This window comes from Pseudomonas sp. NPDC087336, from assembly GCF_044744285.1.
Lineage (GTDB): Bacteria > Pseudomonadota > Gammaproteobacteria > Pseudomonadales > Pseudomonadaceae > Aquipseudomonas.
In genome coordinates this window covers 202,154-228,261 of the sequence record NZ_JBIUYA010000009.1, presented here as the reverse complement: position 1 = coordinate 228,261, position 26,108 = coordinate 202,154, and the positions used below count along the sequence as shown (strand labels likewise).

General features: G+C 61.4%; 25 protein-coding genes and 1 pseudogene. 14 read left to right on the top strand and 12 right to left on the bottom strand.

Annotated features, from left to right (window positions below):
* The first annotated feature begins 205 nt into the window (after positions 1 to 205).
* The 7 genes from ACIO0C_RS11975 to ACIO0C_RS11945 all read left to right on the top strand — a co-directional run bounded on the left by ACIO0C_RS11975 (position 206) and on the right by ACIO0C_RS11945 (position 9,063).
* Entirely contained in the window at positions 206 to 2,020 is a 1,815-nt protein-coding gene (locus ACIO0C_RS11975) for an extracellular solute-binding protein (protein ID WP_401312000.1), read from the top strand.
* Positions 2,017 to 3,846 (top strand): extracellular solute-binding protein, encoded by a 1,830-nt coding sequence (locus tag ACIO0C_RS11970; RefSeq protein ID WP_401311944.1) that lies wholly within the window; start codon positions 2,017 to 2,019, stop codon positions 3,844 to 3,846. Before ACIO0C_RS11975 ends, ACIO0C_RS11970 begins: the two co-directional genes overlap by 4 nt.
* A gap of 4 nt (positions 3,847 to 3,850) precedes the next feature.
* Positions 3,851 to 4,924, top strand: coding sequence for a microcin C ABC transporter permease YejB (locus tag ACIO0C_RS11965; protein WP_401311941.1), 1,074 nt, complete (start codon positions 3,851 to 3,853; stop codon positions 4,922 to 4,924).
* Position 4,925: 1 nt separating this feature from the next.
* Positions 4,926 to 5,945 (top strand): ABC transporter permease, encoded by a 1,020-nt coding sequence (locus tag ACIO0C_RS11960; protein ID WP_401311938.1) that lies wholly within the window; start codon positions 4,926 to 4,928, stop codon positions 5,943 to 5,945.
* A 1-nt stretch (position 5,946) separates the two neighbouring features.
* Positions 5,947 to 7,557: an ABC transporter ATP-binding protein gene (locus ACIO0C_RS11955; RefSeq protein ID WP_401311935.1), complete on the top strand. Its 1,611-nt coding sequence runs from the start codon at positions 5,947 to 5,949 to the stop codon at positions 7,555 to 7,557.
* 20 nt (positions 7,558 to 7,577) lie between these two features.
* On the top strand, positions 7,578 to 8,372 hold the full coding sequence (gene fabI, locus ACIO0C_RS11950) for an enoyl-ACP reductase FabI (RefSeq protein ID WP_007937760.1): 795 nt from the start codon (positions 7,578 to 7,580) through the stop codon (positions 8,370 to 8,372).
* A 265-nt stretch (positions 8,373 to 8,637) separates the two neighbouring features.
* A complete protein-coding gene (locus ACIO0C_RS11945) occupies positions 8,638 to 9,063 on the top strand; it encodes a VOC family protein (RefSeq protein WP_401311931.1) in 426 nt (141 codons plus the stop codon).
* Positions 9,064 to 9,194: 131 nt separating this feature from the next.
* Here the strand turns inward: ACIO0C_RS11945 and ACIO0C_RS11940 are convergent, their stop codons facing one another.
* From ACIO0C_RS11940 to ACIO0C_RS11915, 6 genes are all read right to left on the bottom strand, one after another.
* The gene (locus tag ACIO0C_RS11940) at positions 9,195 to 9,767 is read right to left on the bottom strand and encodes a GGDEF domain-containing protein (RefSeq protein ID WP_401311928.1); all 573 of its coding nucleotides are present in this window, start codon (positions 9,765 to 9,767) and stop codon (positions 9,195 to 9,197) included.
* 74 nt (positions 9,768 to 9,841) lie between these two features.
* Complete coding sequence (locus ACIO0C_RS11935) at positions 9,842 to 10,423, bottom strand: hypothetical protein (RefSeq protein ID WP_401311925.1); 582 nt, start codon at positions 10,421 to 10,423, stop codon at positions 9,842 to 9,844.
* Position 10,424: 1 nt separating this feature from the next.
* Positions 10,425 to 12,593 carry a molybdopterin cofactor-binding domain-containing protein gene (locus ACIO0C_RS11930; RefSeq protein WP_401311922.1) on the bottom strand — a complete coding sequence of 723 codons (2,169 nt, stop codon included), beginning with the start codon at positions 12,591 to 12,593 and terminating at the stop codon, positions 10,425 to 10,427.
* Between the two features lie 5 nt (positions 12,594 to 12,598).
* Positions 12,599 to 13,054, bottom strand: coding sequence for a (2Fe-2S)-binding protein (locus ACIO0C_RS11925; RefSeq protein ID WP_401311920.1), 456 nt, complete (start codon positions 13,052 to 13,054; stop codon positions 12,599 to 12,601).
* Between the two features lie 179 nt (positions 13,055 to 13,233).
* Complete coding sequence (locus tag ACIO0C_RS11920; RefSeq protein WP_401311917.1) at positions 13,234 to 14,388, bottom strand: NnrS family protein; 1,155 nt, start codon at positions 14,386 to 14,388, stop codon at positions 13,234 to 13,236.
* Complete coding sequence (locus tag ACIO0C_RS11915; protein ID WP_401311915.1) at positions 14,388 to 14,636, bottom strand: transmembrane sensor/regulator PpyR; 249 nt, start codon at positions 14,634 to 14,636, stop codon at positions 14,388 to 14,390. The genes ACIO0C_RS11920 and ACIO0C_RS11915 overlap by 1 nt, the downstream gene beginning before the upstream one ends.
* Positions 14,637 to 14,901: 265 nt before the next feature.
* Here ACIO0C_RS11915 and ACIO0C_RS11910 point away from each other — a divergent pair, with 265 nt between their 5' ends.
* Together ACIO0C_RS11910 and ACIO0C_RS11905 are read left to right on the top strand one after the other, a co-directional pair.
* Positions 14,902 to 15,405 carry a VOC family protein gene (locus ACIO0C_RS11910; protein WP_401311912.1) on the top strand — a complete coding sequence of 168 codons (504 nt, stop codon included), beginning with the start codon at positions 14,902 to 14,904 and terminating at the stop codon, positions 15,403 to 15,405.
* A 33-nt stretch (positions 15,406 to 15,438) separates the two neighbouring features.
* Entirely contained in the window at positions 15,439 to 16,272 is an 834-nt protein-coding gene (locus ACIO0C_RS11905) for an AraC family transcriptional regulator (protein ID WP_401311909.1), read from the top strand.
* Here ACIO0C_RS11905 and ACIO0C_RS11900 read toward each other — a convergent pair whose 3' ends face one another.
* Both ACIO0C_RS11900 and ACIO0C_RS11895 read right to left on the bottom strand, forming a co-directional pair.
* On the bottom strand, positions 16,273 to 16,860 hold the full coding sequence (locus ACIO0C_RS11900; protein WP_401311906.1) for a LysE family translocator: 588 nt from the start codon (positions 16,858 to 16,860) through the stop codon (positions 16,273 to 16,275).
* An 81-nt stretch (positions 16,861 to 16,941) separates the two neighbouring features.
* The gene (locus tag ACIO0C_RS11895; RefSeq protein ID WP_401311903.1) at positions 16,942 to 18,273 is read right to left on the bottom strand and encodes a PLP-dependent aminotransferase family protein; all 1,332 of its coding nucleotides are present in this window, start codon (positions 18,271 to 18,273) and stop codon (positions 16,942 to 16,944) included.
* 89 nt (positions 18,274 to 18,362) lie between these two features.
* On the opposite strand from ACIO0C_RS11895, the gene ACIO0C_RS11890 reads away from it, so the two are divergent.
* The 4 genes and pseudogenes from ACIO0C_RS11890 to ACIO0C_RS11875 form a co-directional block, all read left to right on the top strand.
* Positions 18,363 to 19,259, top strand: a complete 897-nt coding sequence (locus ACIO0C_RS11890; RefSeq protein WP_401311900.1) for a DMT family transporter — start codon at positions 18,363 to 18,365, stop codon at positions 19,257 to 19,259.
* Positions 19,260 to 19,349: 90 nt separating this feature from the next.
* Entirely contained in the window at positions 19,350 to 19,970 is a 621-nt protein-coding gene (locus ACIO0C_RS11885) for a LysE family translocator (protein ID WP_401311898.1), read from the top strand.
* A 70-nt stretch (positions 19,971 to 20,040) separates the two neighbouring features.
* Positions 20,041 to 21,123: a bifunctional transcriptional activator/DNA repair enzyme AdaA gene (locus tag ACIO0C_RS11880; RefSeq protein WP_401311895.1), complete on the top strand. Its 1,083-nt coding sequence runs from the start codon at positions 20,041 to 20,043 to the stop codon at positions 21,121 to 21,123.
* 114 nt (positions 21,124 to 21,237) lie between these two features.
* A pseudogene (locus ACIO0C_RS11875) lies at positions 21,238 to 21,404 on the top strand (DNA-3-methyladenine glycosylase 2 family protein); the annotation flags it as partial.
* A gap of 111 nt (positions 21,405 to 21,515) precedes the next feature.
* Here the strand turns inward: ACIO0C_RS11875 and ACIO0C_RS11870 are convergent.
* From ACIO0C_RS11870 to ACIO0C_RS11860, 3 genes are all read right to left on the bottom strand, one after another.
* Positions 21,516 to 22,613, bottom strand: a complete 1,098-nt coding sequence (locus ACIO0C_RS11870; RefSeq protein WP_401311892.1) for an extracellular solute-binding protein — start codon at positions 22,611 to 22,613, stop codon at positions 21,516 to 21,518.
* Positions 22,614 to 22,615: 2 nt separating this feature from the next.
* Positions 22,616 to 23,740, bottom strand: coding sequence for an agmatine deiminase (aguA, locus tag ACIO0C_RS11865; RefSeq protein WP_401311889.1), 1,125 nt, complete (start codon positions 23,738 to 23,740; stop codon positions 22,616 to 22,618).
* A gap of 100 nt (positions 23,741 to 23,840) precedes the next feature.
* Positions 23,841 to 24,725, bottom strand: coding sequence for a LysR substrate-binding domain-containing protein (locus ACIO0C_RS11860; RefSeq protein ID WP_077183809.1), 885 nt, complete (start codon positions 24,723 to 24,725; stop codon positions 23,841 to 23,843).
* A 235-nt stretch (positions 24,726 to 24,960) separates the two neighbouring features.
* Here ACIO0C_RS11860 and ACIO0C_RS11855 point away from each other — a divergent pair, with 235 nt between their 5' ends.
* Complete coding sequence (locus ACIO0C_RS11855) at positions 24,961 to 25,449, top strand: GFA family protein (RefSeq protein WP_401311886.1); 489 nt, start codon at positions 24,961 to 24,963, stop codon at positions 25,447 to 25,449.
* Between the two features lie 11 nt (positions 25,450 to 25,460).
* Here ACIO0C_RS11855 and ACIO0C_RS11850 read toward each other — a convergent pair whose 3' ends face one another.
* On the bottom strand, positions 25,461 to 26,069 hold the full coding sequence (locus ACIO0C_RS11850) for a tRNA-(ms[2]io[6]A)-hydroxylase (RefSeq protein WP_008063957.1): 609 nt from the start codon (positions 26,067 to 26,069) through the stop codon (positions 25,461 to 25,463).
* Between the last annotated feature and the right edge of the window lie 39 nt (positions 26,070 to 26,108).

The window sequence follows — 26,108 nt, the reverse complement described above, 5'->3', positions numbered from 1 at the left end:
ATGCTCGCGAAAAACCAGAGAGCGTCTCTGGGCATCTGATTTTACGCGTAATCGTTCACGACCATCGCGAGCAAGCTCGGCTCCTACAACGGAACTGGTTTGCTTTGAGCCCGCGTCTTTTTCCTGTTCATACAAGCTGTTACTGTACGATCCATAATGCCCAAGCCGCCCGGATCGGATCCCTTATTTGAAGCGTCCCCTCCTCCTGCTCCTGATCAGCCTGGCCTTGAGCTCCACCGCAAGCGCGACGATCAGCGAAAGCCATGGTTATGCGCAGTTCGGCACGCTCAAGTACCCGGCCAGATTTACCCATTTCGACTGGGTCAACCCGCAAGCGCCCAAGGGCGGTACGTTGCGGGTCATGGCATTTGGCACCTTCGATACGCTCAACCCCTACACCTTCAAGGGCACCAGCCCGGTTGCCACACCCAATTTCCTGCAGTACGGCATCAACGAGCTCAACGAGCCGCTGATGGTCGGCACCGGCCAATACGCGCCGCTCGGTGACGAGCCGACCTCCAGTTACGGCCTGATCGCCCAATCGGTGGAATACAGCGAGGACCGCAGCTGGGTAGTCTTCAACTTGCGCCCGCAAGCACGCTTCCACGACGGCACGCCGATCACCGCCTATGACGTGGCATTCTCCTACCGCTTGCTGCTCAAGGAAGGCCATCCGCAATACCGCACCAACCTGCAGGAAGTGTCGCGGGTCGACATCCTCAGCCCGCAGCGCATTCGGTTCGTGTTCAAGCGTGCCGGCAATCCCTTGCTGATCCTGCGCCTGGGGGAGTTGCCGGTGTTGCCGCAACATTACTGGAAAGGTCGCGATTTCAAGGCGACCACCTTCGAGCCACCGCTGGGCAGCGGGCCGTATCGCATCACCTCGGTCACGCCGGGGCGCCAGATCGTGTTCGAACGGGTCAAGGACTACTGGGGCAAGGATTTGCCGGTCAATCGCGGCAAGTACAACTTCGAGCGCATGGAAGTCGAGTTCTACCGCGACAGTGATGTGGCGTTCGAAGCATTCAAGGCTGGCGAATTCGACATCTACATCGAGCACCAGGCGAAAAACTGGGCCACCGGTTATGGCTTCCCGGCGATTCGTCGCGGCGAGGTGATCAAGGCGCAGATCCCGCACCAGATCCCGACCCAAACCCAGGGCCTGTTCATGAACAGCCGCCGCCCGACGTTCGCCCAGGACAAGGTTCGGGAAGCACTGGGCCTGATGTTCGACTTCGAGTGGACCAACCGCACGTTGTTCAGCGGCGCCTACCAACGCGCCATGAGCTACTACCCCAACAGCGAGTTCTCCGCCAGCGGGCTGCCGGTCGGCCATGAATGGCTGTTGCTTAAGCCGTATCGCGAGCAATTGCCAGCCAGGCTGTTCACCGAGCCTTTCAGCCTGCCGCAGACCCAGGGCCGCGGCATCCCCCGGGACACCATGCGCCAGGCGTTGGCCCTGCTTGCCGAGGCCGGCTGGAAGCTCAACGGCCAGCGCTTGCAGAACGCGGCCGGGCAACCGCTGCGCTTGGAGATCCTGCTGGTCAACCCGAACCTGGAACGCATCCTGCAACCCTACGTCGAGAATCTCGCCAGCATCGGCATCGATGCCAAGCTGCGCACGGTCGATCGCGCGCAGTACAAGCAGCGCCTCGATCAGTTCGATTTCGACATGATCCTGATAACCCTCAACCAGACCCTCAGTCCGGGCCTCGAGCAATGGCAGTACTTTCATTCCAGCCAGGCCACGGTCAAGGGCAGCAAGAACTACGCAGGCATTGCCAATCCGGTGGTGGACCACCTGCTCGAACAATTACTCGCCGCCAGGACCCGCGATGAACAAGTCGCCGCCGGCAAGGCGCTGGACCGCACGTTGTTGTGGCAGCACTACATCATTCCCAACTGGTACCTCAATTATCACCGCCTGGCGTACCGCAACCGGTTCGCCTTCGTCACGACGCCGCCCTACACTCTGGGCCTGAGCGCGTGGTGGCTGAAATCTTCGGAGAAAGATCGATGAAATCCGCAAGTGGCCTGCTCGCCCTGTTGTTCGCAGGATGGGCCTTTGCTGCCCCGCAACATGCCCTGACCCTGTACAACGAACCGCCGAAATACCCGGCCGACTTCCAACATTTCGATTACGTCGACCCGGACGCCCCCAAGGGCGGAAAATTCCGCCAGGCCGGCTTCGGCGGTTTTGACAGCCTCAACCCGTTCATCAGCAAGGGCGTCGCGGCCAACGACATCGACCTTATCTACGACACCCTGGCCCGACAAAGCCTGGATGAGCCTTTCACCGAATATGGCCTGATCGCCGGCAAGATCGAAAAAGCCCCGAACAACGACTGGGTGCGCTTCTACCTGCGGCCCGAAGCGCGTTTCCACGATGGTCATCCGGTGCGCGCCGAAGACGTGGTGTTCAGCTTCCAGACCCTGGTCAAGGATGGCGCACCGATGTTCCGCGGTTACTACAGCGACGTCGAAGACGTGGTCGCCGAAGATCCGCTGACCGTGTTGTTCAAGTTCAAGCACAGCAACAATCGCGAATTGCCGTTGATCCTTGGCCAGTTGCCGGTGCTGCCCAAGCATTGGTGGGCGAGCCGCGACTTCAACAAGGGCAACCTGGAAGTCCCGCTGGGCAGCGGCCCGTACAAGGTCACCGAAGTGAAGGCCGGGCGCTCGGTGCGCTATGAACGGGTCAAGAATTACTGGGGCAAGGACCTGCCGATCAACCGCGGCTTCTACAACTTCGACGTGATGACCACCGATTACTACCGCGACAACACGGTGGCACTGGAAGCGCTGAAGGCCGGGCAATTCGATTACTGGTTGGAGATGACCGCAAAGAACTGGGCCAACGCCTACAATATCCCGGCGGTGACCGAAGGCCGGCTAATCAAGGAACAGATCCCCAACGGCAACCCCACTGGCATGCAAGGCTTCGTGTTCAACCTGCGCCGCGCGCTGTTCCAGGACGTGCGCGTGCGCCAGGCACTGACCTTGCTGCTGGACTTCGAATGGACCAACAAACAGTTGTTCAACGGTGCCTACGCAAGGACCCGCAGCTATTTCGAGAACTCGGAAATGGCTGCCACCGGTTTGCCGGATGCCGACCAGTTGGCGATCCTCGATCCGTTTCGCGGCAAAATTCCCGAGCAGGTATTCAGCGAGGCTTTCCAGAATCCCGTGACCGATGCCAGCGGCATGATCCGCACCCAGCAACGCAAGGCCTACCAACTGCTGCAAGAGGCCGGCTGGCGCATCGTCGACGACAAGATGGTCGACGCCACCGGCAAACCGGTGAGCATCGAATTCCTGTTGGCCCAGACCGAGTTCGAACGGGTGCTGCTGCCGTTCAAGCGCAACCTGAGCGACCTCGGCATCGAACTGGTGATCCGCCGGGTCGACGTTTCGCAATACGTCAACCGTGTGCGCTCGCGGGACTTCGACATGATCGTCGGCAGCTTCCCGCAGTCCAACTCGCCGGGCAACGAGCAGCGCGAATTCTGGATGACCGCGGCGGCCGACAAACCCGGCAGCCGCAATTCCATGGGCCTGAAGGACCCCGTGGTGGACCAGTTGGTCGAGCAACTGATCAATGCCGATTCACGCAAAAGCCTGGTAGCCCACGCCCGCGCACTGGACCGCGTGCTGCAATGGGGTTATTACGTGATCCCCAACTGGCACATCAAGACCTGGCGCGTGGCTTACTGGAACCACATCGGCCACCCCAAGGTCTCGCCTAAATATGACATCGGCATCAACACCTGGTGGATCAAGCCCGATGCGAAACCGGCCATAGAGATCGAAACCAAATTGCAAGCCGACCCTGCGGGCACGGAGTAATCAGATGCTGGCGTATATTTTTCGGCGACTGCTGCTGATCATCCCGACACTGTTCGGCATCCTGCTGATCAACTTCGTGATCATCCAGGCAGCCCCCGGGGGCCCCGTGGAACAGATGATCGCCAAGCTCGAAGGCTTCGAAGGCGCCACCAGCCGCATCGCTGGCGGCGGCGCCGAGGTGTCGGTGGCAGGCTCGGCCTATCGTGGCGCACAAGGCCTGGACCCGGCGCTGATCAAGGAAATCGAGCATATGTACGGCTTCGACAAATCGGCGCCGGAACGCTTGTGGATCATGGTCAAGAACTATGCCTCCCTGGATTTCGGCGACAGCTTCTTTCGAGACGCCAAGGTTATCGACCTGATCAAGGAAAAGATGCCGGTGTCGATCTCCCTCGGGCTGTGGAGCACCCTGATCATGTACCTGGTGTCGATCCCCTTGGGGATCGCCAAGGCCACCCGGCATGGCAGCCACTTCGACGTCTGGACCAGTTCCTTGATCATCGTCGGCTATGCGATCCCGGCGTTCCTGTTCGCCATCCTGCTGATCGTGGTGTTTGCCGGCGGCAGTTACCTGGACTGGTTCCCGTTGCGCGGGCTGACCTCGAACAACTTCGACGAGTTGAGCATGGGCGGCAAGATCCTCGACTACTTCTGGCACCTGGCGCTTCCGGTAACCGCCTTGGTGATCGGCAACTTCGCGACCATGACCCTGCTGACCAAAAACAGCTTCCTCGATGAAATAAACAAGCAGTACGTGGTGACCGCCAAGGCCAAGGGCCTGACCCATCACCGCGTGCTGTATGGCCATGTGTTCCGTAACGCCATGCTGCTGGTGATCGCCGGTTTCCCCTCGGCGTTCATCGGCATCTTCTTCACAGGCTCGTTGCTGGTGGAGGTGATCTTTTCCCTCGACGGCCTGGGCCTGATGAGTTTCGAAGCGGCGATCAACCGCGATTACCCGGTGGTCTTCGGCACCCTGTTCATCTTCACCCTGCTGGGGCTGGTAGTGAAGCTGATCGGCGACCTCACCTACACCTTCGTCGATCCGCGAATCGACTTCGAAAGCCGGGAGCATTGAGATGAACCTGTCCCCTCTCAATCGCCGACGTTTCGAACTGTTCAAGGCCAACAAACGCGGCTGGTGGTCCTTGTGGCTGTTCCTGATCCTGTTCGGCGCCAGTCTCGGTGCCGAGTTGATCGCCAACGACAAACCGCTGGTGGTGCACTACGACGACGGCTGGTACTTCCCGGCCCTCAAGCGCTACCCGGAAACCACCTTCGGCGGCGAATTCCCGCTGGAAGCCAACTACAAGAGCCCGTACATCCGCGAACTGCTCAAGGCCAAGGGCGCCTGGGTGCTATGGGCGCCGATTCCCTACAGCTACCAGAGCATCAACTACGACCTGAAAGTCCCGGCCCCCGCGCCGCCATCGGCGGATAACCTGCTGGGCACCGATGACCAGGGCCGCGACGTGCTGGCCCGGGTGATCTACGGCTTTCGCATTTCCGTGTTGTTTGCCCTGACGCTGACGTTGCTCAGCTCGCTCATCGGTGTGATCGCCGGCGCGCTGCAGGGTTTCTACGGCGGCTGGGTGGATCTGGCCGGGCAGCGCTTCCTGGAGATCTGGTCCGGGTTACCGGTGCTGTATCTGCTGATCATCCTCGCCAGCTTCGTCCAGCCGAACTTCTGGTGGCTGCTGGGGATCATGCTGCTGTTTTCCTGGATGAGCCTGGTGGACGTGGTGCGCGCCGAGTTCCTGCGTGGGCGTAACCTTGAATACGTGCGTGCGGCCCGGGCGTTGGGCATGCAGAATGGCGCGATCATGTTCCGTCACATCCTGCCCAACGCCATGGTCTCGACCATGACCTTCATGCCGTTCATCCTGACCGGCGCCATCGGCACGCTGACCGCCCTGGACTTCCTCGGCTTCGGCTTGCCGGCCGGCAGCCCGTCGCTGGGCGAGCTGGTGGCCCAGGGCAAATCCAACCTGCAGGCGCCCTGGCTGGGCATGAGTGCGTTTGCGGTGCTGGCGTTGATGTTGAGTTTGCTGGTGTTCATCGGCGAGTCCGCTCGCGATGCCTTCGACCCGAGGAAGTGAAATGAATCAGGACAATCTGATCGAAGTGCGCGACCTGGCCGTCGAATTCGTCGTTGGCGAGCGCTGCCAGCGAGTGGTCGAAGGTGTCAGCTTCGACATCAAGCGCGGCGAAACCCTGGCGCTGGTGGGTGAAAGCGGTTCCGGCAAGTCGGTGACCGCGCATTCGATCCTGCGCCTGCTGCCCTACCCGCTCGCCCGGCACCCGTCTGGGACCATCGAGTATTCCGGGCAGAACCTGCTGAGCCTGAAAGAGAAAACCATCCGCCACATCCGCGGCAACCGGATCGCGATGATCTTCCAGGAGCCGATGACCTCGCTCAACCCGCTGCACTCGATCGAAAAGCAGATCAACGAGGTATTGAGCACCCACAAGGGCCTGATCGGCAAAGTCGCGACCAAGCGCACCCTGGAACTGCTGGAAATGGTCGGCATTCCTGAGCCGCAAAAGCGTCTCAAGGCCCTGCCCCACGAATTGTCCGGCGGCCAGCGCCAGCGCGTGATGATCGCCATGGCCCTGGCCAACGAACCGGAACTGTTGATTGCCGACGAGCCGACCACCGCGCTGGACGTGACCGTACAGCTGAAAATCCTCGAATTGCTCAAGCAATTGCAGGCCCGATTGGGCATGGCGCTGCTACTGATCAGTCACGATTTGAACCTTGTGCGAAGAATTGCGCATCGCGTATGTGTCATGCAGCGCGGTTGCATCGTCGAACAGGCATCGTGCGAACAATTGTTCCGCGCACCGCAGCATCCGTACACTCGGGAACTGCTGGCAGCGGAGCCCAGCGGCACGCCGGCGAGCAACGTGATTGGCCCGCCATTGCTTTCGGTCGAGGACCTGAAAGTCTGGTTCCCGATCAAGAAAGGCTTGCTGAGAAAGACCGTGGATTACGTCAAGGCGGTCGATGGCATCAATTTCAGCCTGCCCCAGGGTCAGACCCTGGGGATTGTGGGAGAAAGCGGTTCCGGCAAGTCGACACTGGGCCTGGCGATCCTGCGCTTGATCGGCAGTAAAGGTGGCATCCGTTTTGAAGGCAAGCAGCTGGACGCCCTGACGCAGCAACAGGTACGGCCGCTGCGACGGGAGATGCAGGTGGTGTTCCAGGACCCCTTCGGCAGCCTGAGCCCGCGGATGTGCGTGAGCCAGATAGTGGGCGAAGGCCTGCGGATCCACAAGATGGGCACCGAGGACGAACAGGAACAAGCGATCATTGCGGCACTCAAGGAGGTAGGTCTGGATCCGGAAACCCGGCACCGCTACCCCCACGAATTTTCCGGCGGGCAACGGCAGAGAATCGCCATTGCCCGGGCATTAGTGCTAAAACCGGCGTTGATTCTGCTGGACGAGCCGACATCGGCGCTCGACCGCACCGTGCAACGCCAAGTGGTCGAGCTTTTACGATCACTGCAAAAAAAGTACAACCTGACGTATCTGTTCATCAGCCATGACCTGGCTGTCGTCAAGGCGCTGAGCCACCAGCTGATGGTGGTCAAGCAGGGCCAAGTGGTCGAACAGGGAGACGCGCAAAGCATTTTTGCCGCCCCCCAACATCCGTATACACAGCAGTTGCTGGAAGCCGCCTTTTTGGCACCAGCCACTGCGCAATAACCTGAAAAGAGGAGCAACACATGGGTTTTCTCGCCGGTAAGCGCGTACTGATCGTCGGTGTCGCCAGCAAGCTGTCCATCGCATCCGGCATCGCTGCCGCCATGCATCGCGAGGGCGCTGAGCTTGCCTTCACTTATCAGAACGACAAACTCAAGGGTCGTGTCGAAGAGTTCGCACAAGGCTGGGGTTCGAGCCCTGAGCTGTGCTTCCCGTGCGACGTGGCCAGCGACGCCGAAATCGCCAAGGTCTTCGAAGAGCTGAGCAAGAAGTGGGACGGCCTGGACTGCATCGTGCACTCCGTGGGCTTCGCCCCGGGCGACCAACTGGACGGCGACTTCACCGAAGCCACCACCCGTGAAGGTTTCCGCATCGCTCACGACATCAGCGCCTATAGCTTCGTGGCCCTGGCCAAGGCCGGCCGCGAAATGATGAAAGGCCGCAATGGCAGCCTGCTAACCCTGTCGTACCTGGGCGCCGAGCGCACCATGCCGAACTACAACGTAATGGGCATGGCCAAGGCTTCCCTGGAAGCCGGCGTTCGTTACCTGGCCGGTTCCCTGGGCCCGGACGGTACTCGCGTGAACTGCGTATCGGCAGGCCCGATCCGCACCCTCGCCGCTTCCGGCATCAAGAACTTCCGCAAGATGCTGGCCGCCAACGAAGCGCAAACCCCGCTGCGTCGCAACGTCACCATCGAAGAAGTCGGCAACGCCGGCGCCTTCCTGTGCTCGGACCTGGCGTCCGGCATCAGCGGCGAAATCATGTACGTGGACGGTGGTTTCAACACCACGGCCATGGGCAACATCGAAGAGTGATGCCCACGCTGTGAAAAAACCCGCCAGTTGGCGGGTTTTTTATTATCCTCAAACGCCGAATGTTGATCGTTCCCCCTCTCTGCGTGGGAACGATCAGATCCTCGGAATCGACCTGTGCCAGTTAAAAACTGTTACCTATGTGGGTGAGTCATACCGCCACCGATTGATCGAAAAATTTTGAGCTCGACGCAAAAACTATCGTCTTTCAATCAAAAAGCACAGGGCTAAACTCAGGCTCCAACTCTCCACAATCGAGGCAAACCTGATGCAACTCTCGCCTTTTCACCTGGCCATTCCAGTGTATGACCTGACCGCCGCGCGGCACTTCTACGGCAACGTGTTTGGCCTGGAAGAAGGTCGCTCCAGCGACCATTGGGTCGATTTCAACTTTTTCGGCCATCAACTGGTGATCCACCTGGCACCGAAAAACGCTTCGCAAGAAGCCGCCCACACCAACGCCGTCGACGGCCACGACGTGCCCGTGCCGCATTTCGGCGTGGTGCTGGGGATGGCGGAGTGGGAGGCGCTGGCCGAGCGATTGAAATCGCTGGAGACGCGCTTCGTGATTGAGCCGGGGATTCGCTTTCAGGGGTTGGTGGGCGAGCAGGCGACGATGTTTCTGTTCGATCCATGCGGCAATGCACTGGAGTTCAAGGCGTTCAAGGATATTGGGCAGCTCTTTGCCAAGTGAGTGCCTATTAAGGCCTCATCGCGGGCAAGCCCGCTCCCACAGTGATTTCTGTCGTTCACGCGACTTGTGCACACCCAAGACCCTGTCGGAGCGGGCTTGCCCGCGAAGGGGCCAGTCCAGCCAACACATGACTACTGGCCCATCACCCTTTCAGCTTCAGCCAAAAGCTCCTCAACCGAACCCTGCACTGTGGGGTCATGCTCGATCTGCCCGATACTGAAGCGAATCGCATACCCGCGATGCGCCGTGGCCATGCGTTCATCGAGCATTTCTTCGAGCCGCGCCTTGATTGCCGCGATATCCACGCCTGCAGAGCCGGTGAGCAAGGCCACAAACGTGGAGCCCTCCAGCCGCCCGATCACGTCGCTCTCACGAAACCCGATGCGCAAAACATCGGCAAAGGTTTTCAGCGCCTTGTCACCTTCAGTGCGACCAAACAGGTAGTTGATGCGCTTGAACTCGTCGAGATTGAAGAACAGCAGCGTCGCCGGCCGGCCCAGTTGTTGGCAGGCGTCCAGGCCCAATTGAGCCAGGGCCAGGAAACCGTGCCGGTTGGGCAGCAGTGTCAACTCATCCATGCTCGCCATCTGCACCCCAATCAGCTCTTGCTCCGCCTTGCGGGCCAGATCGCGCAGTAGCTCACGCTCCTGCTGTGGCGTCCCTGCACGTTCACAAGATTTGTGCGGTTTGCCTGAAATCAGCATCACATACTCCATGGGTGGGTATGTTGTTTAGAGTCCTCGATACCGGGTTTGACTCCATGTCGACTCGCCGTTGGTCAGCTACCCACTACCGGACACGGCCCGCCGGCGTCCGCCCAGCGCTTGAACTGCGTGACAAAAATATCGTGCGGCACTGGCACTGGCGCCCGATCACCGCCCGGGTTCCAGCCCCAAAGAACCAGTTTGTCTTCGGATACGTGCTTGATCAACGCCGCGAAATCGCGGTCACCGTTGCTCGCGCGGTCCTTGATCATGCTGCACAGCTGGTCGGGTGGCAGACCGATCCAGGCCATTTTGTGCGCCGCTGGCGGCAAGCTCCAATGCGGCGCGCCGGGTGGCGCTTTCGGACCATAACTGGCCGGAGGATTGGCCTCGGCATGGCAACTGGCGCAGGGCAAACCCGCCGCCCCCTTGCCGTCCATGCCGCGCGCGACGTTCATTGCATGGGGCGTTCCCGCGTCGAACTGCAAAGGCGCATCGCCGGGAATATGGCAGTTCTGGCAGCGCGGGCTCTGGAACACTTGGCGAACCGTGTCGAAGGCCTTCACGGCCTCCTTGTCATCGGCGAACAGCTCCGTGGCATAGATAAAAAGGCAGATCAGCAGCACCGAGCCGAGCAACCAGTGGTGTTTTTTCATCTCACACCCCCGACAGTTGCAACGGCAACTCACGCAAGCGTTGCCCGGTCAGGGCGTACACCGCGTTGGCCACTGCCGGCGCCGTGGGCGGCACACCCGCCTCGCCGATGCCACCGGGTTTCTCTGTGCTGGGCAAGATATGCACTTCGACCACCGGCATCTCGTTGAGCCGCAGCACCTGGTAATCGTGGTAGTTGGACTGCACCACCCTGCCATCCTTGATCGTCAATTTGCTGTGCAAGGTGAAGCCCAGGCCGAAGGCGATGCACGATTCCATTTGCGCCGCGATGCTCTGCGGATTGACCGCAATCCCGCAGTCCACCGCACACACCACCCGGTGCACACGAATCGCCAGGTTGTCCTGGGAGACCTCGGCGACCTGGGCCACGTAGCTGCCAAATGACTCATGCACGGCCACGCCCAAGGCATGGCCGTCCGGCAGCGGCGCCTTCCAGTTGGCCTTCTCCACCGCCAGGTTCAATACGCCTAGATGCCGCGGATGCGTCTTGAGCAAGGTCCGTCGATACTCCACCGGGTCCTTGCTGGTCGCGGCGGCCAGTTCGTCGATCAGCGATTCCATGACGAAGGCGGTGTGGGTGTGCCCCACCGAACGCAGCCACAGCACGCTGATGCCGGTCTTCGGGGAATGCAGGTCCACCTGATGATTGGCCAGCCCCTGCAGATAGGGACTGTCCGCCACGCCTTCCACAGACGTCTTGTCGATGCCGTTCTTGACCATGGCGGCTTCGAGCGAAGTGCCGGCCATGATCGACTGTCCGACCAGCACATGCTTCCACGCCAGCGGCAAGCCATCCGCACCCAGACCGACGCGCGCCTGATGCAGGAACGCCGAGCGATAATAGCCACCTCGGATGTCATCCTCTCGCGCCCACACGGTTTTCACCGGCCCGCCCGCGGCCTTGGCGACCTGCACCGCTTCAGCGACAAAGTCCGAGGTCGGGTTGGCACGCCGGCCAAAACCGCCGCCTAGGAACTCGGTATGGATCACCACCTGCTCAGGCTTGAGGCCGGTGATTTTGCCGGCGATCATCTGGTCCAGGGTCTGGAATTGCGTACCGGTCCAGATCTCGCATTTGTCCTGGGTGATGCTGACGGTGCAGTTGAGCGGTTCCATGGGCGCGTGGGCCAGGTAGGGCACGCTGTACTCGACGTCGATCGTTTTGACCGCTTTGGCCAGTGCAGCCTGGGTATCGCCGGCCTGGCTGGCGGGCAGCCCGGGCGTGGCCGCGAGTTTGCGAAACTCTTCGAGCAATTGCTCACTGTCGAGCTTTGCGTTCGGTCCCAGGTCCCACTCGACGTGCAGCGCATCACGTCCCAGTTTCGCCGCCCAGTAGTGATCTGCGATCACCGCCACGCCTGTCGGCACCTGCACCACTTTGTGCACACCGGGTATCGCCAGCGCCTCGGCGCCTTCAAAGGATTTGACGCTGCCACCGAACACCGGCGAACGCGCGACCATCGCGGTCATCAGGCCGTCGAACTGCACGTCCATACCGAATTTGGCGCGTCCGGTGATCTTCTCCGGCGTATCCAGGCGCTTGGTGGGTTTGCCGATGATTTTCCAGTCCTTGGCCTCCTTCAGCTTGATCGACGCGGGGTCCGGCACCGGCAGCTTGCCGGCATCATCAGCCAGTTCGCCGTAGGTGGCGTGCTGGTCGCCGGCTATCACCACGCCTGACTCGGTGCGAATCCCGGAAGGCGCGACGTTGAAGCGCTTGGCCGCGGCCTCGACCAGCAGCAACCGCGCCGCCGCACCCGCCTGACGGTAGCGGTCGAATTCCATCCAGGTCGAGGTCGAGCCGCCGGTGATCTGCATGCCGCCGAACCCGGCCAGACCGTAATCGGCAGCTGAAGCCGGTGCGTGCTCGACGCGGATTTTCGACCAGTCGGCATCCAGCTCTTCGGCTATCAGCATGGTCAACCCGGTCCAGATGCCCTGGCCCATTTCCGAATGACCCAGCAACACGGTGACGCTGTTGTCATTGCCGATGCGCAGGAAGGCATTGGGTGCGAACACATTGCCCTGGTTTTCCGCGCCCTGGGCAAAACGATGGACTCCGGGGATGACGAACGCCACCACCAGCCCGCCGCCCAGTACGGCGCTACCTTTGAGAAAACCTCGACGCGATAGCGGATCGATGCTGTTCATGGCCATCAACCCAATTGGGCGGCGCGTTTGATCGCGGCGCGGATTCTTGGATAGGTACCACAACGACAGATATTGCCCGACAACGCCTGGTCGATATCGCTGTCGGTCGGTTGCGGGATCTTGGCCAGCAAGGCTGCCGCCGACATGATCTGCCCGGACTGGCAGTAGCCGCACTGCACCACATCAAGTTCGGCCCAGGCTTGTTGCACCGGGTGCGAGCCGTCGGTGGACAGGCCTTCGATGGTGAGGATTTTCTGCCCATGGGCCACGGCCGTGGCCGGTGTGATGCAGGAGCGCAAAGGCGTGCCGTCGACGTGCACGGTACAGGCGCCGCACTGGGCCATGCCGCAGCCGAACTTGGTGCCGGTCAGGTGCGCGACATCGCGCAGGACCCACAGCAGCGGCATGTCTGCAGGGACATCCAGCTCCTGGTCCTTGCCATTGATATTCAAGGTCAGCATTGCGAAGACCCTCAGACTCACGGTGTTCTGAAGTTGGCGCCGCTGTGGCGATCAGGAACCTACGCGCGCCTTGGGGTTATCCCTACAGCTAAGCGCAAATTGAACGGCAGGCGGAGGTGTATCGACCACCGGTCACAAAAGCGGCCTGGCAGCCCGCCTTCGCCGGCAAAGCCGGGCTCCTACACCCTCGGACTGAACAAAATACCGGTGTAACGCCACAGAAACAGCCCAAACGCCACGCACCAAAGCAACGCCGACACCCCCAATCCCCACCCGGAAAACAGCACCAGCAACAGCCGTGAAAGACCCGCTAGCAGCACCAGGGCAAACCCCACGACGATGACTCTCGAGGGCAGCAACGGCCGCCCTGTGTGCCCCAGGCTGACCCGCGCAATCATCGCCAGGATCAACCCGCCAATACCGCCCACCGCCAACGAATGCGTGGCCAGGCTCTGTTGCGGCATCAGGCCCAGATGCCACAGCGCCATGGCAAACACCGCCACCACCAGCCACGCGTAAGAAAGATACAGCGACCACAACAGCGGCACACGCCACATACCGCTGTCATGCCAGCGCCACAGGCGCAGCAGATGCAGACTGCCCATCAATAAAAACAACGCCGCCAGCCAACCTCTGGGCACGTCATTCAAACCGACGGCAAACGTCACCGCAGCGAGCAACCCGCTCCCCAGCAGCACCTTGGTGGGTAATGGGTTGGCCGCAGGCGTTGCCGGACGATTCAAGCCGCGCTGAATGAAAAACGGAATCACCCGCCCGCCAATCACGCTCATCAGCGCGCCGACCAGCCATAAGGCCGCCAATACACCACGCCGCTGCAAACCAGCGTCATCAGCCCAGAACCCCCACAATGTCATGACCTGACAACCTGCCAGCAACGTGATCATCAGCAGGATCGGATAGTTTTCACGCTTGCCAGCGGCCACCAGATCACGCCCCAGCACCCAGGCCAACAACGGCAAGAAAGGCAGCTGCAAAAGCAGCAACCAGGCAGCAGAAATCGGCAGGAACCAGGCCAGTCGAGCCAGCAACCAGATCAGCACCAGCCCGATCAGTGGCCAACCGTTGAGCCCGCGGCGGCCGGTCCAGTTAGGCACCGCCGTCAGCAGGAACCCGGCGATGATTGCCACGGCGAACCCAAACGGCATTTCGTGCCGATGCCAGGCGAGCATGCCGCCCAGCGGTTGCGCGCCAGGCAAGCGACCGTACAACCACAAGGCCCAGATCGCCACTGCCAGTGCGGCAAACGTGGCACCCGCGAGAAAGAACGGGCGAAAACCGAGGCTGAAGACGGGAGCAGCGGCCAGTTTGCCCATCAGGCCACCGCCGCGGACAGAGGTTTGCTCAACCGGTGTTGGGCCAGCAGGCGCATGACGTAACCGATTTTCAGCAGGGTCGGCCCGACGATGGTCATGGCGTGCAACGACACCAGCGCCACGATCGACAGATGACCGCCATAGAGGTAAGCGCCGTAGATGCCTGCCAGCAACATTGCCAGGCCGACGCCCAGCACGCGACTGGAGAGGTGCAAAACATTCCGGGAATTGCTGAAGAAATGGAACACTTTCCGTACTCCTGTAGCCGTTCAGTTGTACGTTGGATGTATCAAGTCGCGTGCCAGCTATTTAGTCCTTTGAAATCAGGTATCTAAGGTTGTACGTGTCATAACGACTCACCCCGGAAATAGTCTTGATGACTCATTACGCAGTCATATCGACAACGCCCTGTAGAAAATCATTACACACTCGGCGATCTACGGCACGCCCAGACCGCCGCAGGCTGGCTACGCTGATAATCCAGCATGCAAAAACCTGCCAAGGAGACCCGCCATGCTACACGTGCAAAAACTCACCCCCTGCCTGTGGTTCGATGGCCAGGCCGAAGAGGCTGCAAAATTCTACTGTGCGATCTTCGATCATTCGAAAATCACCGCCATCACTCACTACGGCGAGGCCGGAAAGGAGTTCCACGGCCGGGAAGTCGGTTCGGTCATGACGGTCAGCTTCGAACTCGACGGGCAGACGTTTACCGGTCTCAACGGTGGTCCTAACTTCACCTTCAACGAAGCGATATCGTTCCAGGTCAACTGCCAGACCCAGGAAGAAGTCGACCACTTCTGGGGACGCCTGTCCGCTGGCGGCCCGGTCGAGGCCCAACAATGCGGCTGGCTCAAGGACAAGTTCGGCGTGTCCTGGCAGATCGTCCCGGTGGCGATGATGGAAATGATCAAGGACCCCGACACGACAAAATCCCAACGCGCGATGCTGGCGATGATGCACATGAAAAAACTCGATATCGCCGAACTGAAACGAGCCTTCGAAGGCGAGAGCTAATACACTCAGGCGCTGATCTGCCAAGGATTGACCATGAAGCCCGCCAAACCCAGGGACGCCGACAAGGCCCCGCGCTTCTGGCGCGATGACGCCCTGCCCTTCATCGAAGCCCGCGCCATCGCCGACGGGCGCGAGGTCTGCTACACCCGGCATGCCCACGAGCACTTTTCCATCGGTGCGATCACCGCCGGGCGCAGTACCTATGTCCATGAGCAATCGAACTTCAAGGTAGGTGCCGGCACCGTGGTGCTGATGAACCCCGGTGATGTGCATGCCTGCAATCCAATTGATGATCAACCCTGGTCGTACCTGATGCTGTATGTCGACACCCCCTGGCTCACCGATTTGCAGCATCAGCTCGGGTTCGGCAACGATCAGGCGTTTCGCCGTTTCGCGGTCACCCATACCGCGGACCGTGCACTGTTCGTTGGCCTGCGGGCGTTGTACCTGGTGCTGGTCGACGAGCAGCAAGACGTGTTGCGCAAACACAGCGCGGCCGTGGAGTTTTTCACCGAGGTGCAGCTACGCCTGAACCCGACCGAACAAGCGCTGCGCGAGCCCAACTTCAAGCTCGAGCGCGCGGCCGACTTCATCCGCGAGCACTGCACGCAAATGCTCAAGCTCGAGGATATCTGCGAAGCGGCGCAGTTGTCGCCGTCCTACCTGATCCGCGCGTTCAAGCAGCATTACGGCATGACGCCCCACGCCTTCCTGGTCAACCGGCGTATCCAGTTCGCCCAGGATCAACTGCGCAATGGCAGGCTGATCGCCGATGTGGCGCTCGAAGCCGGGTTTGCCGACCAGGCGCATTTCCAGCGGGCGTTCAAACAGCATCTGGCGGCAACACCAGGGCAGTATCGTGGCTGACTAAGGCAACACCAGATACACCGCACTCACCGCCAATAACAACGCCATCACCCGATTGAACAAGCGCATGCCCGCCGGGTTGTGCAAGTAGCCGCGCAAGAAGGTCCCGGCGTAGGCCCAGCTACCGACCGACAGGTAGCAAATCACCAGGTACACCGCCGCGAACTGCCACACCAGGCGGGCCTCGCCATCGGCGACGAACGCGCCCATGCCGGCCACGCAGGCCAGCCAGGCTTTCGGGTTGAGCCATTGCATGACTGCGCCGTAGAGCATCGACGGCGCGCGCTCCGCGTCCTTTGCCTGCAGTTGCCCATCGTCGGCGGCCAGCTTGAACGCCATGTACAACAGGAACGCCACCCCGGCCCACTGCACCACCTGGGTCATCGCTGGCCACAATAGCAACAGCTCATGCAACCCCAGCCCCATCAGCACCAGCAGCAACACGAACCCCAGCGTCGCCCCGGCCACATGGCGCTGGCTGGCGCGAAATCCGAAGCGCGCCCCGGAACCCAGGGCCACGATATTCACCGGCCCCGGCGTGATGGAAGCGGCCAACGCAAAAGCCGCCATGGACATGATCAAACTCATTTTGAACACCTGCTCAGTCATTGAACCAGGCGCCAATGTAAGGAGCCCCAGGCTGCGCGTATTGAAGAAAACTGCCCTGGGCTACGAGTAATAGTCGACTACCTTCTTCACCTTCACCAACGCCTGGCGCAGCGCGACCATGTCCACCGAGCCCAGCGCCAGGCGTATCGCGTGGGGGACGTGGGGGGTAATCGCAAAGGGTTGCGCAGGCGACACCGAAACCTGCTCGCGCATCAACGCCATGGCGATCTGGTCGGCGCGGGCGTCTTCGGCCAAGGGCAGCCAGATGAAATACGAAGACGGATGGCTGATGGTCCTGAGCCCCGCCAGCACCTCGCGGGCCAGGGCTTGCCGGGCCTGGGCGTCCGCGCGTTTTTGTGCCTCGAGCTGGCTGACGGTGCCGTCGTCGAGCCAGGCCGTGGCAATGGCCGTCATCACCCCGGGGGTGTTCCAGGTAGTCGCCATGATGGTGCGTTCGAATCCGGCGATCCATGGCGCCGGCGCGGCGACAAAACCGACGCGCAGCCCGGTGGCGACATTCTTCGATAAGCCACTGACGTACACCGTTCGTTCCGGCGCCATTGCCGCCAGGGGTGGCGGAACATCCCCGGCGAGGAAAGCGTAGGCCGCGTCCTCGATGATGGTCAGGTCATGCCGGCGCGCGATGGCCACCAGATGCTCGCGCTGATCAGCGTCCATCACCCAACCCAGCGGGTTGTGCAGGGTCGGCATCGAGTAGACGGCCCGCACCGGGCGAAGACGGCACAGTTTCTCCAGGGCAGGCAAATCAGGCCCCTTGTCCGTAACGGGAACGGGCAGCACTTCAAGGTGCAGGGTTTCGGCCAGCGTCTTGAAACCGGGATAGGTCAAGGCATCCGCGGCAATCACATCACCGGGCTTGAGCAGGGTCATCATCACCACCGCCAGGCCATGCTGGGCGCCACTGACGATCAGCACCTGTTCGGCCGGCACGTTGAGGCCACGGTCGAGCAGATGACGGGCGAACGCCGCCCTCTCGTGCAGGCGCCCGGCATGGGGCTGATAACGCAGGAGGGCTTCCAGGTCACCGGACAGCGCCAGTTGCCGCAGGGCGTTACGCAACAGATCGGCCTGACCTGGCACTGACGGGTAGTTGAAGTTGAGGTCGATCATCCCCGCCGCCACCACCGCCTGGGAAATGCCCTGGCCCGGCGGCAACGAGGTCTCCCGGACAAAGGTTCCGCGCCCGGTTTCGCCGCTGACCAGGCCCATGTTCTCAAGCTCGGCATAGACCCGGCTGGCCGTGACCAAGGCCAAGCCATTCTCGGTGGCCAACTGGCGGTGAGTCGGCAGGCGTGTGCCGGGTGGCAAACGCCCGGTGCGGATATCGGCGGCAAACGCATCCACCAGCGTCTTGTAGCGGGAACGAGGCATGTCGAGATGTATCCATGACAATTTTTTGATTGTACCGATAGTCAATCATAGGATGGCTTTCGTGCAACCTGACAATGAGCGTGAGCCAAATGGAACGGACTTCAAACGTGCAAAACCCGGTGCTGGAAAGCAGCGCCAGCGGATGGATCAATGGCCTGATCGGCGTGGTGATTTTCAGCGGCTCGTTGCCGGCGACGCGGGTGGCGGTGCTGGAGTTCGACCCGGTGTTCCTGACGGTGGCCCGCGCCACTCTTGCAGCCATCCTGGCCCTGGGCTTGCTGTTGCTGTTCAAGGAAAAACGCCCCGCACGCAGTCAGTTGGTGCCCTTGTTGATCGTGGCCCTGGGCGTGGTGGTGGGCTTTCCGTTGTTGACCGCGCTGGCGCTGCAATACGTCACGTCCGCCCATTCCATCGTCTTCGTCGGCCTGCTGCCGCTGGCGACCGCGGTGTTCGGTGTCCTGCGCGGTGGCGAGCGCCCACGGCCGGTGTTTTGGTGCTTCTCGGTGCTGGGCAGCCTGATGGTGGTCGGGTTCGCCGTCGCCCAGGGCCTGACGGCTTCACCCCAGGGCGACATCCTGATGCTGCTGGCGATCCTGGCCTGCGGGCTCGGGTATGCCGAGGGCGCGAAGTTGTCCCGCACACTGGCCGGCTGGCAGGTGATTTGCTGGGCGCTGGTGCTGGCCCTGCCAATCATGGCTGCATTGACCTTGTGGCGACTGCCCGCGTCGTTCGCCAACATCAGCACGCCGGGCTGGTTCAGCCTGGCGTATGTGTCGCTGTTCAGCATGCTGATCGGTTTTGTGTTCTGGTATCGCGGGCTGGCCCAGGGCGGAATCGCCGCGGTCGGACAGTTGCAACTGCTGCAACCGTTTTTTGGCCTGGCACTGGCGGCTACCTTGCTGCATGAACACGTCAGCCTGGGCATGATCGGCGTCACCGTGGCGGTGATCCTGTGTGTGGCCGGGGCGAAAAAGTTCGCTCGCTAGCCACTGCTCTGCCGCCTGCGTCCATGACTGTATGGGTCTAGCCCAACGGCCGCTGTGATAAAAATACGGCTCCTGCTGTTGGAGCCGATCATGGACCTCACCACCCTCACCCTTTTCCTTCCGGCCTGCTTCGCCCTGAACATGGCGCCAGGCCCGAACAATCTGCTGTCGGTCAGCAATTCGACCCGCTACGGCTACCGCACCGCGTGCCTGGCCGGAATTGGCCGCTTGCTCGCCTTCGCCGCCATGATCGCCCTCGCCTCGGCCGGCTTGGCGGTGGTGCTGCAAACCTCGCAATTGTTGTTCTACGGGATCAAGATTCTCGGTGCCGCGTACCTGTTTTATCTCGCCTGGCAACTGTGGCGCGCCAACCCCGGCGGGGAAACCTTGGTGAGCGCCCCGCCGGTGGGGATGCTGGCCTTGGCCCGGCAAGAGTTTCTGGTGGCGGCCGGCAACCCGAAGGCGATCCTGATCTTCACCGCGTTCCTGCCGCAGTTCGTCGACTCGACCCGCGCCATCACGCCACAATTTGCGGTGTTGGGCGCGTTGTTTCTGGTGCTGGAATGGATCGCTATCGCGGCGTACGCCTACATGGGTTTGCACATGCGTCGCTGGTTTGCCAAGCCGTCGGGCAAGCGGATATTCAATCGCTGCTGTGCAGGGTTGCTGTCGGCGGCGGCTTCGGTGTTGTTGATGGCGCGTCGGGCCTGACGGCGAACACGGGCAATTCTCTGTCGATTTTCCGGTGGAGGGGTTCTGCCCCGCAGCTTAAGCTCAACCCATGAACCTACAAAACACGCTACTGCCGCCCCGCGCCGAGATGGTTCGCGCCATGCTCGAACGAGACACCGCCTACGAGGGGGTGTTTTTTACCGCGGTCAAGACCACCGGTATTTTCTGCCGCCCTGGTTGCACCGCACGCAGCCCGAAACCGGAGAATGTCGAGTTCTTCGCCCACGCCGATGAGTGCCTGGCGGCGGGATACCGTGCTTGCCTGCGGTGCAAACCCATGGACACCGCCGCGATTGCACCGCACTGGGTGCAGCGGTTGCTCAAGTCGGTGGATGCCGATCCCGAGCAGCGCTGGACCGACGCCCAGCTACTGGCCGAAGGCATAGAACCGCTGAAACTGCGCCGCTGGTTCAAGCAGCATTTGGGCATGACCTTTCATGCCTGGCTGCGCACCCGTCGCCTCGGCATGGCCTTGGGCGGGATCAAGCAAGGGGACTCCATCGACAACGCCGCGTACGACTCCGGCTACGAATCCCTGAGCGGTTTTCGCGATGCGTTCCAGAAGTCATTCCACATCACGCCGGGCCGCGCCGCCAACAGTGAGCCGCTGCTGTTCACGCGCCTGACGACCCCGCTGGGGCCGATGATCGCCATGGCCGAACGTCGCGGCCTGGTGTTACTGGAGTTCCTCGACCAACCCAGCCTGACCCGGGAAGTGCAAGCGCTGCAAAACCGCTTTGCTTACGCCGTAGCGCCGGGACATAACGGGCATTTGCAGCAAATCGAAGAGCAACTGAGCGAATATTTCGCCGGCAAACGCACTGAGTTCAGCGTTGCCCTGCACATGCCCGGCAGCGACTTTGCCCGCCAGGTTTGGGCCGAACTGGCACACATCCCCTACGGCCGGACCACCACCTACGGGGCGATTGCTGCACGCCTGGGCAAACCCGGTGCCAGTCGGGCGGTGGGCTTGGCCAACGGTCATAACCGCCTCTCGATTGTCGTGCCCTGCCATCGGGTGATCGGCGCCGATGGCTCGCTGACCGGCTACGCTGGAGGTCAGCCGCGCAAGGCGTTCCTGCTCAGGCTGGAAAACGCGACGGTACAGATCACCGAGCAATTGGCCCTTTGATCACTGGCTTCATTCGTCAGCCCCTGCAAGGATGTTTCATGCCTGCCCCCTACCAGCTGGCCACCCAACGGCTGGCAGCCCTGGATGACGATTGGCATCGGCACATCGCCGCCGCGGCCGGACATCCTGCCCGCTGACGACTTTGGCGTGCGTGAGGGTTATCGGCGGCTCAAGGGGCTCCAGGTACAGCCGACGCGCAAGCAGATGATCGAGATCGGGTTGGCGTGGAGTCCGTATCGGACTGTGGCTTCCTGGTTTTGTGGCGGGTGCCTGCCAGGTAGGCCGCGTCATCGTTCTTCGCGGGCAAGCCCGCCCCCACATAAATCCCGAGCTCCATAATTAGAACGCGGTCGAATGTGGGAGCGCGCTCGCGAAGGCGTCAGATCAGTCAATCACATTCCCGACTTCAACCGTGTAAACGCCCGAATCAAAGCCCGGTTGAACGCCTTGCCATTGTCATTCTTGCTGTACAACGACGCCCGCACCGCCTGCGTCGGATAAGTCCCCGGATCATTGCGGATCGCCGGGTCGATCAAGGCATCCGCCGCCGTAATGGCGTTGGCATAGTGGATGGTGTCGGTGATCGGCGCGATCACTTCAGGCGTCATCAGGTAATCCATCAAGGCCAGCCCCGCCTCGGGATGCGGGGCGTCCTTGGGAATGACCATGGCGTCGAACCAGATCAGCGTGCCCTCTTTCGGTATCCGGTACTGCAACGAAAACGGCTTTCCAGCCGCTTGTGCCTGGCCTGCCGCAATAGCCACGTTACCGTTCCACGACATCGCCACACAGGTATTACCGTTGGCCAGGTCGCTGATGTTCAGGTCGTTGTCGAAGTAGCGAATGTACGGGCGAATCTTCGCCAGTTGCTGTTCGGCCAGCTTCAGGTCATCGAGACTCTGGCGGTTGATGTCCAGGCCCATGTACTTCATGACCGCCGCGAACACTTCGTTAGGGTCGTTGAGCAGGCTGACCCCGCAATCGGCGAATTTCGAAACCACCGCCGGGTCGAACAACATTGCCCAACTGTCCGTTGGCGCATCCGGCAGGCGCCGCTTGACCGCCTCTTGCTGATAACCCACGCCGGTGGTGCCCCAGGCGTAGATCCCGGCATGGCGGTTGCCCGGATCGAACACTGCCATGTGCTGGCGGAACTCTTCGCCGACACCGGCAAAGTGCGGTATCCGCTGCTTGTCCACCGTCTGGATCGCGCCGCTCTGGATTGCCCGCGACAGGTGCTGACCCGCCGTCAGCACCAGGTCGTAGCCGCTGCGACCGGTCAGCAATTTGGTTTCGACGGTTTCCAGGGAATCGAAGTGATCGACGACGACATGGATACCGGTTTTTTTCTCGAAGTTGGTCAAGGTGTCCGGGGCCAGGTACTCGCCCCAGATATACAGGTTCACCACTGGTTTGGCGGTGTCGGCGGCCTGCACACACAGGGGTGCAAGCACCAGCAATAACGCTTGAGACAGTTTGTGCAGGCCCATGTTTACACTCCCTTTTTGTTGCAGGCAGTGCCGGCGTACTGCGGCATGGTGATGCACGCGACGTTGCCGCCGCCGAGGAGAACTTCCCGGGAGTTCTCGATGCCAACGATCTTGTGCCGCGGAAACAGTTCGGCCAGGGTCGCCAGCGCCACCTGATCGTTGCGATCGCCGAACAGCGGCACCACGATCGAGGTGTTGCCGGCGTAGTAGTTGATATAGGACGCGCAGATTTTCGTGCCAGCCTGGCGGCTATGCGTGTTGTCCTGTTGATCCAGGCCCTCGGCCTCTTCGGCCGTCCACTCCAGCACATCCGGTTGTGGCAACTTGTGCACGATCAGCTCGCGACCACGGCTGTCGCGGGTACTGCGCAGGATGTCGTACGCCTCCTGGTAGATTTCCCACTGCGGGTCGTCGCGATTGTCGGTCCATTGCAGCACCACCTCGCCGGGGCGTACGAAGCACGCCAGATCGTCGACATGGCCATCGGTTTCGTCGAACTTGCAGCCCCGCGGCAGCCAGATGACCTGCTCGGCGCCCAGGTAATCGGTCAAGCGGCGAGTGACTTCGTCCTTGCCCAGATGCTGGTTGCGATTTCGGTTGAGCAGGCATTGCTCGGTGGTGAGGATGCTGCCCTGACCGTCACTCTGGATGCCGCCCAATTCGGCAATCAACGGTGCGCGATAGCGGTCGAAGCCTTCGATTTCGAGGATTTTGCTGGCGATCTGGTCGTCCTTGTCCCACGGGTAGTACAAGCCGCCGTCGAGGCCGCCATAGGCGTTGAACTCGAAGTCGACGCCGCGCACTTCGCCGCTCTGGTCGTTGACCACAAAGCACGGCCCACTGTCACGGAACCAGGTGTCGTTGCAGGTCATTTCCACCACCCGTACTTGCGGCGGCAACTGGCGGCGAGCGGTGGCGAACTGCGTGGCCGAGGCGCAGACGGTGACCGGCTCGCTCTGGGAGATGGCGGTGACAATCTGCACCCAGACTTTCTGCGCAGGCTTGGCGCCATTGCGCCAGACGTCGGTGCGCTCAGGCCAGCCGAGCCAGCAGCCGGACTTGGTTTCGAATTCGCCGGGCAAACGGAACCCGTCGAGTTTGGGAGTGGAGTCGAGCAAACGTGCCATGGGCAAACCTCATCATCGGGGGTTGGAATGACCACAGGCTAAGGTCGTGTGCGCCCTCCTCGCCAACGATGATTATTTCGGAACACTTGAATTCAACTCATCAATCGATCAGTTGATCGTTGAACCATTCGAGCATCTGCGCCACGGCAGGCCGCTCCAGACGAACCCGCTCGCACACCAGCGCGTATTGCCCCAAGGCCGTCATGCTTGAGGTGAATGGCCGGACCAGGCGACCACTGAGCAAATCCTCCTGGGCTGTCAGGTTATCGCCCATGGCTACACCCTGCCCCTGGGCTGCGGCTTCCAGGGCCAACCCGGCGTGGGCGAAATACAGTTGCCGTTCGGGGCGCTGATCACCGGCATGGCTGGTCAGCCAGGCCGTCCAGGTCTTTCCGTCCTGATCGTCATGCAGTAAGCAATGCCGGGCCAGGTCCCTGGGGGTTTTCAGGGTGCCCTGGTTGAAAAGACCAGGGCTGCACACCGGGAAAAACTGCAGCGCCGGCAATGGCCGGACGAAATACGCACTGCTGTCCACCGGGCCTGTGCCATAGGTGATGGCCAGGTCGATATCTTCTCCCGGTGCCGTGGCGTCGATGGGTTGCTCGTACAGGTGCAAGGTGATGTGCGGGTAGCGCGCATAGAAATCCGAGAGACGACTCATCAACCACTTTTGCGCGAGCTCGGCGGTGACCGCCAGGCGCAACACCGCCAGGGATGAAGGATCGCGTAGCTCGTCGCAGGCATCGCCAATCAGTTCAAAGGCCTGCTGCAAGCTTTGCATCAGGCGCCCGGCGGCCATGGTCGGGCGAATCTGCCGGCCTTCGCGCACAAACAACGATACGCCAAGCTGTTCTTCCAGCTGGCGGATCTGATGGCTGACTGCGCTGTCGGTCACACACAACTCCGCCGCCGCCCGTCCAAAATGAGCGTGACGGGCGGCACATTCGAAGGTTCTGAGGGCTGCCAGGGAGGGGAGTCGTCGCATCGCAGTCAGGTCCGGGTTTCAAGGCGCCCATGCTGACCCGGTGGACCGTGGGCGTCCAGTGGGACCGCGTTATCGTTCATCGCTGGCAAGCCAGCTCCCACAGGGATCATGGTCGTATACAAATTTTGTATGCTTCCACGATCTCTGTGGGAGCTGGCTTGCCAGCGAAGGCGTCAGCACTTTCACCATCTATCTTCTAGGCTGAAACACAAAACTTCAGCCACTGGAGATCCCCATGCAACTCGAAGGCTCCTGCCATTGCGGCGCGGTGTCGTTCAGCCTGACCAGCGCCCACCCCTACCCCTATCAACGCTGCTACTGCTCGATCTGCCGCAAGACCCAGGGCGGTGGTGGCTATGCGATCAATATTGCCGGTGACGCCAATAGCCTAAAGGTGCGCGGGCGCAAGAGCATCGCGATTTACCATGCCCTGCTCAAGGGCGAAGGCGAAAAGCGCGCCCATCGCAGCAGCGCCGAGCGGCATTTCTGTTCGTTGTGCGGCTCGGGTCTATGGCTGTTCAGCCCCGAATGGCCGGAACTGATCCACCCCTTCGCCTCGGCCATCGAGACCGCGCTACCGGTGCCGCCGCAGCACACGCATTTGCTGCTGGACTCCAAGGCCCCCTGGGTCGAGGCCGAAGTACAGCCGGGCGATAAACAGTTCGAGGGCTATCCCGAAGAATCGATCGCCGAGTGGCATGAACGCCTGGGCTTGAGCCGTTAAGGCAAGAACCCTTACGCCGCTACAGGCACACCGCTGTGGAAACGAAACTCCACATCCGGCGATTCGATCAGTTCCTGCTCGGCGGCCCGCACCTTGTCGATCACCTGGGCGATGTCCTTGGCGTCCCCATACTGATACGCCAGTTTCAGGTAGCCCTGGAAGTGCCGGGCCTCGCTTTTGAGCAGGCCGAAGTAGAACTTGCCCAGTTCCTCGTCCAGATGCGGTACCAACGCCTCGAAACGTTCGCAACTGCGGGCCTCGATGAACGCGCCGACCACCAACGTATCCACCAGCTTGACCGGTTCGTGACTGCGTACCACCTTGCGCAACCCCGAGGCGTAACGCCCGGCGGACAGCTGACGCAACCCGATCTTGCGTTTTTTCATCAGGCGCATGACCTGCTCGTGGTGCACCAGTTCTTCCCGGGCCAGACGCGACATCATGTTGATCAAGTCGACGTGGGAGTGATACTTGGCAATCAGGCTAAGCGCCGTGCTGGCCGCCTTGAACTCGCAATTCTTGTGGTCGATCAGCAAGGTATCCTGATCGGCCAAAGCGGCCTGAACCCAGCCATCCGGGGTACGGCAGCCGAGGAACTCGTGAATTTCGGGAAGGATCATGGGGCTCACGGATAAATAGGTATAAATCGAAGGGCGCCG

Bases quoted from the DNA above. Each gene is read 5' to 3' on its own strand.
- ACIO0C_RS11970 (WP_401311944.1), top strand. From the start codon at position 2,017: ATGAAATCCGCAAGTGGCCTGCTCGCCCTGTTGTTCGCAGGATGGGCC.
- ACIO0C_RS11965 (WP_401311941.1), top strand. From the start codon at position 3,851: ATGCTGGCGTATATTTTTCGGCGACTGCTGCTGATCATCCCGACACTG.
- ACIO0C_RS11960 (WP_401311938.1), top strand. From the start codon at position 4,926: ATGAACCTGTCCCCTCTCAATCGCCGACGTTTCGAACTGTTCAAGGCC.
- ACIO0C_RS11955 (WP_401311935.1), top strand. From the start codon at position 5,947: ATGAATCAGGACAATCTGATCGAAGTGCGCGACCTGGCCGTCGAATTC.
- fabI (WP_007937760.1), top strand. From the start codon at position 7,578: ATGGGTTTTCTCGCCGGTAAGCGCGTACTGATCGTCGGTGTCGCCAGC.
- ACIO0C_RS11945 (WP_401311931.1), top strand. From the start codon at position 8,638: ATGCAACTCTCGCCTTTTCACCTGGCCATTCCAGTGTATGACCTGACC.
- ACIO0C_RS11940 (WP_401311928.1), bottom strand. From the start codon at position 9,767: ATGCTGATTTCAGGCAAACCGCACAAATCTTGTGAACGTGCAGGGACG.
- ACIO0C_RS11935 (WP_401311925.1), bottom strand. From the start codon at position 10,423: ATGAAAAAACACCACTGGTTGCTCGGCTCGGTGCTGCTGATCTGCCTT.
- ACIO0C_RS11930 (WP_401311922.1), bottom strand. From the start codon at position 12,593: ATGAACAGCATCGATCCGCTATCGCGTCGAGGTTTTCTCAAAGGTAGC.
- ACIO0C_RS11925 (WP_401311920.1), bottom strand. From the start codon at position 13,054: ATGCTGACCTTGAATATCAATGGCAAGGACCAGGAGCTGGATGTCCCT.
- ACIO0C_RS11920 (WP_401311917.1), bottom strand. From the start codon at position 14,388: ATGGGCAAACTGGCCGCTGCTCCCGTCTTCAGCCTCGGTTTTCGCCCG.
- ACIO0C_RS11910 (WP_401311912.1), top strand. From the start codon at position 14,902: ATGCTACACGTGCAAAAACTCACCCCCTGCCTGTGGTTCGATGGCCAG.
- ACIO0C_RS11905 (WP_401311909.1), top strand. From the start codon at position 15,439: ATGAAGCCCGCCAAACCCAGGGACGCCGACAAGGCCCCGCGCTTCTGG.
- ACIO0C_RS11900 (WP_401311906.1), bottom strand. From the start codon at position 16,860: ATGAGTTTGATCATGTCCATGGCGGCTTTTGCGTTGGCCGCTTCCATC.
- ACIO0C_RS11895 (WP_401311903.1), bottom strand. From the start codon at position 18,273: ATGCCTCGTTCCCGCTACAAGACGCTGGTGGATGCGTTTGCCGCCGAT.
- ACIO0C_RS11890 (WP_401311900.1), top strand. From the start codon at position 18,363: ATGGAACGGACTTCAAACGTGCAAAACCCGGTGCTGGAAAGCAGCGCC.
- ACIO0C_RS11885 (WP_401311898.1), top strand. From the start codon at position 19,350: ATGGACCTCACCACCCTCACCCTTTTCCTTCCGGCCTGCTTCGCCCTG.
- ACIO0C_RS11880 (WP_401311895.1), top strand. From the start codon at position 20,041: ATGAACCTACAAAACACGCTACTGCCGCCCCGCGCCGAGATGGTTCGC.
- ACIO0C_RS11870 (WP_401311892.1), bottom strand. From the start codon at position 22,613: ATGGGCCTGCACAAACTGTCTCAAGCGTTATTGCTGGTGCTTGCACCC.
- aguA (WP_401311889.1), bottom strand. From the start codon at position 23,740: ATGGCACGTTTGCTCGACTCCACTCCCAAACTCGACGGGTTCCGTTTG.
- ACIO0C_RS11860 (WP_077183809.1), bottom strand. From the start codon at position 24,725: ATGCGACGACTCCCCTCCCTGGCAGCCCTCAGAACCTTCGAATGTGCC.
- ACIO0C_RS11855 (WP_401311886.1), top strand. From the start codon at position 24,961: ATGCAACTCGAAGGCTCCTGCCATTGCGGCGCGGTGTCGTTCAGCCTG.
- ACIO0C_RS11850 (WP_008063957.1), bottom strand. From the start codon at position 26,069: ATGATCCTTCCCGAAATTCACGAGTTCCTCGGCTGCCGTACCCCGGAT.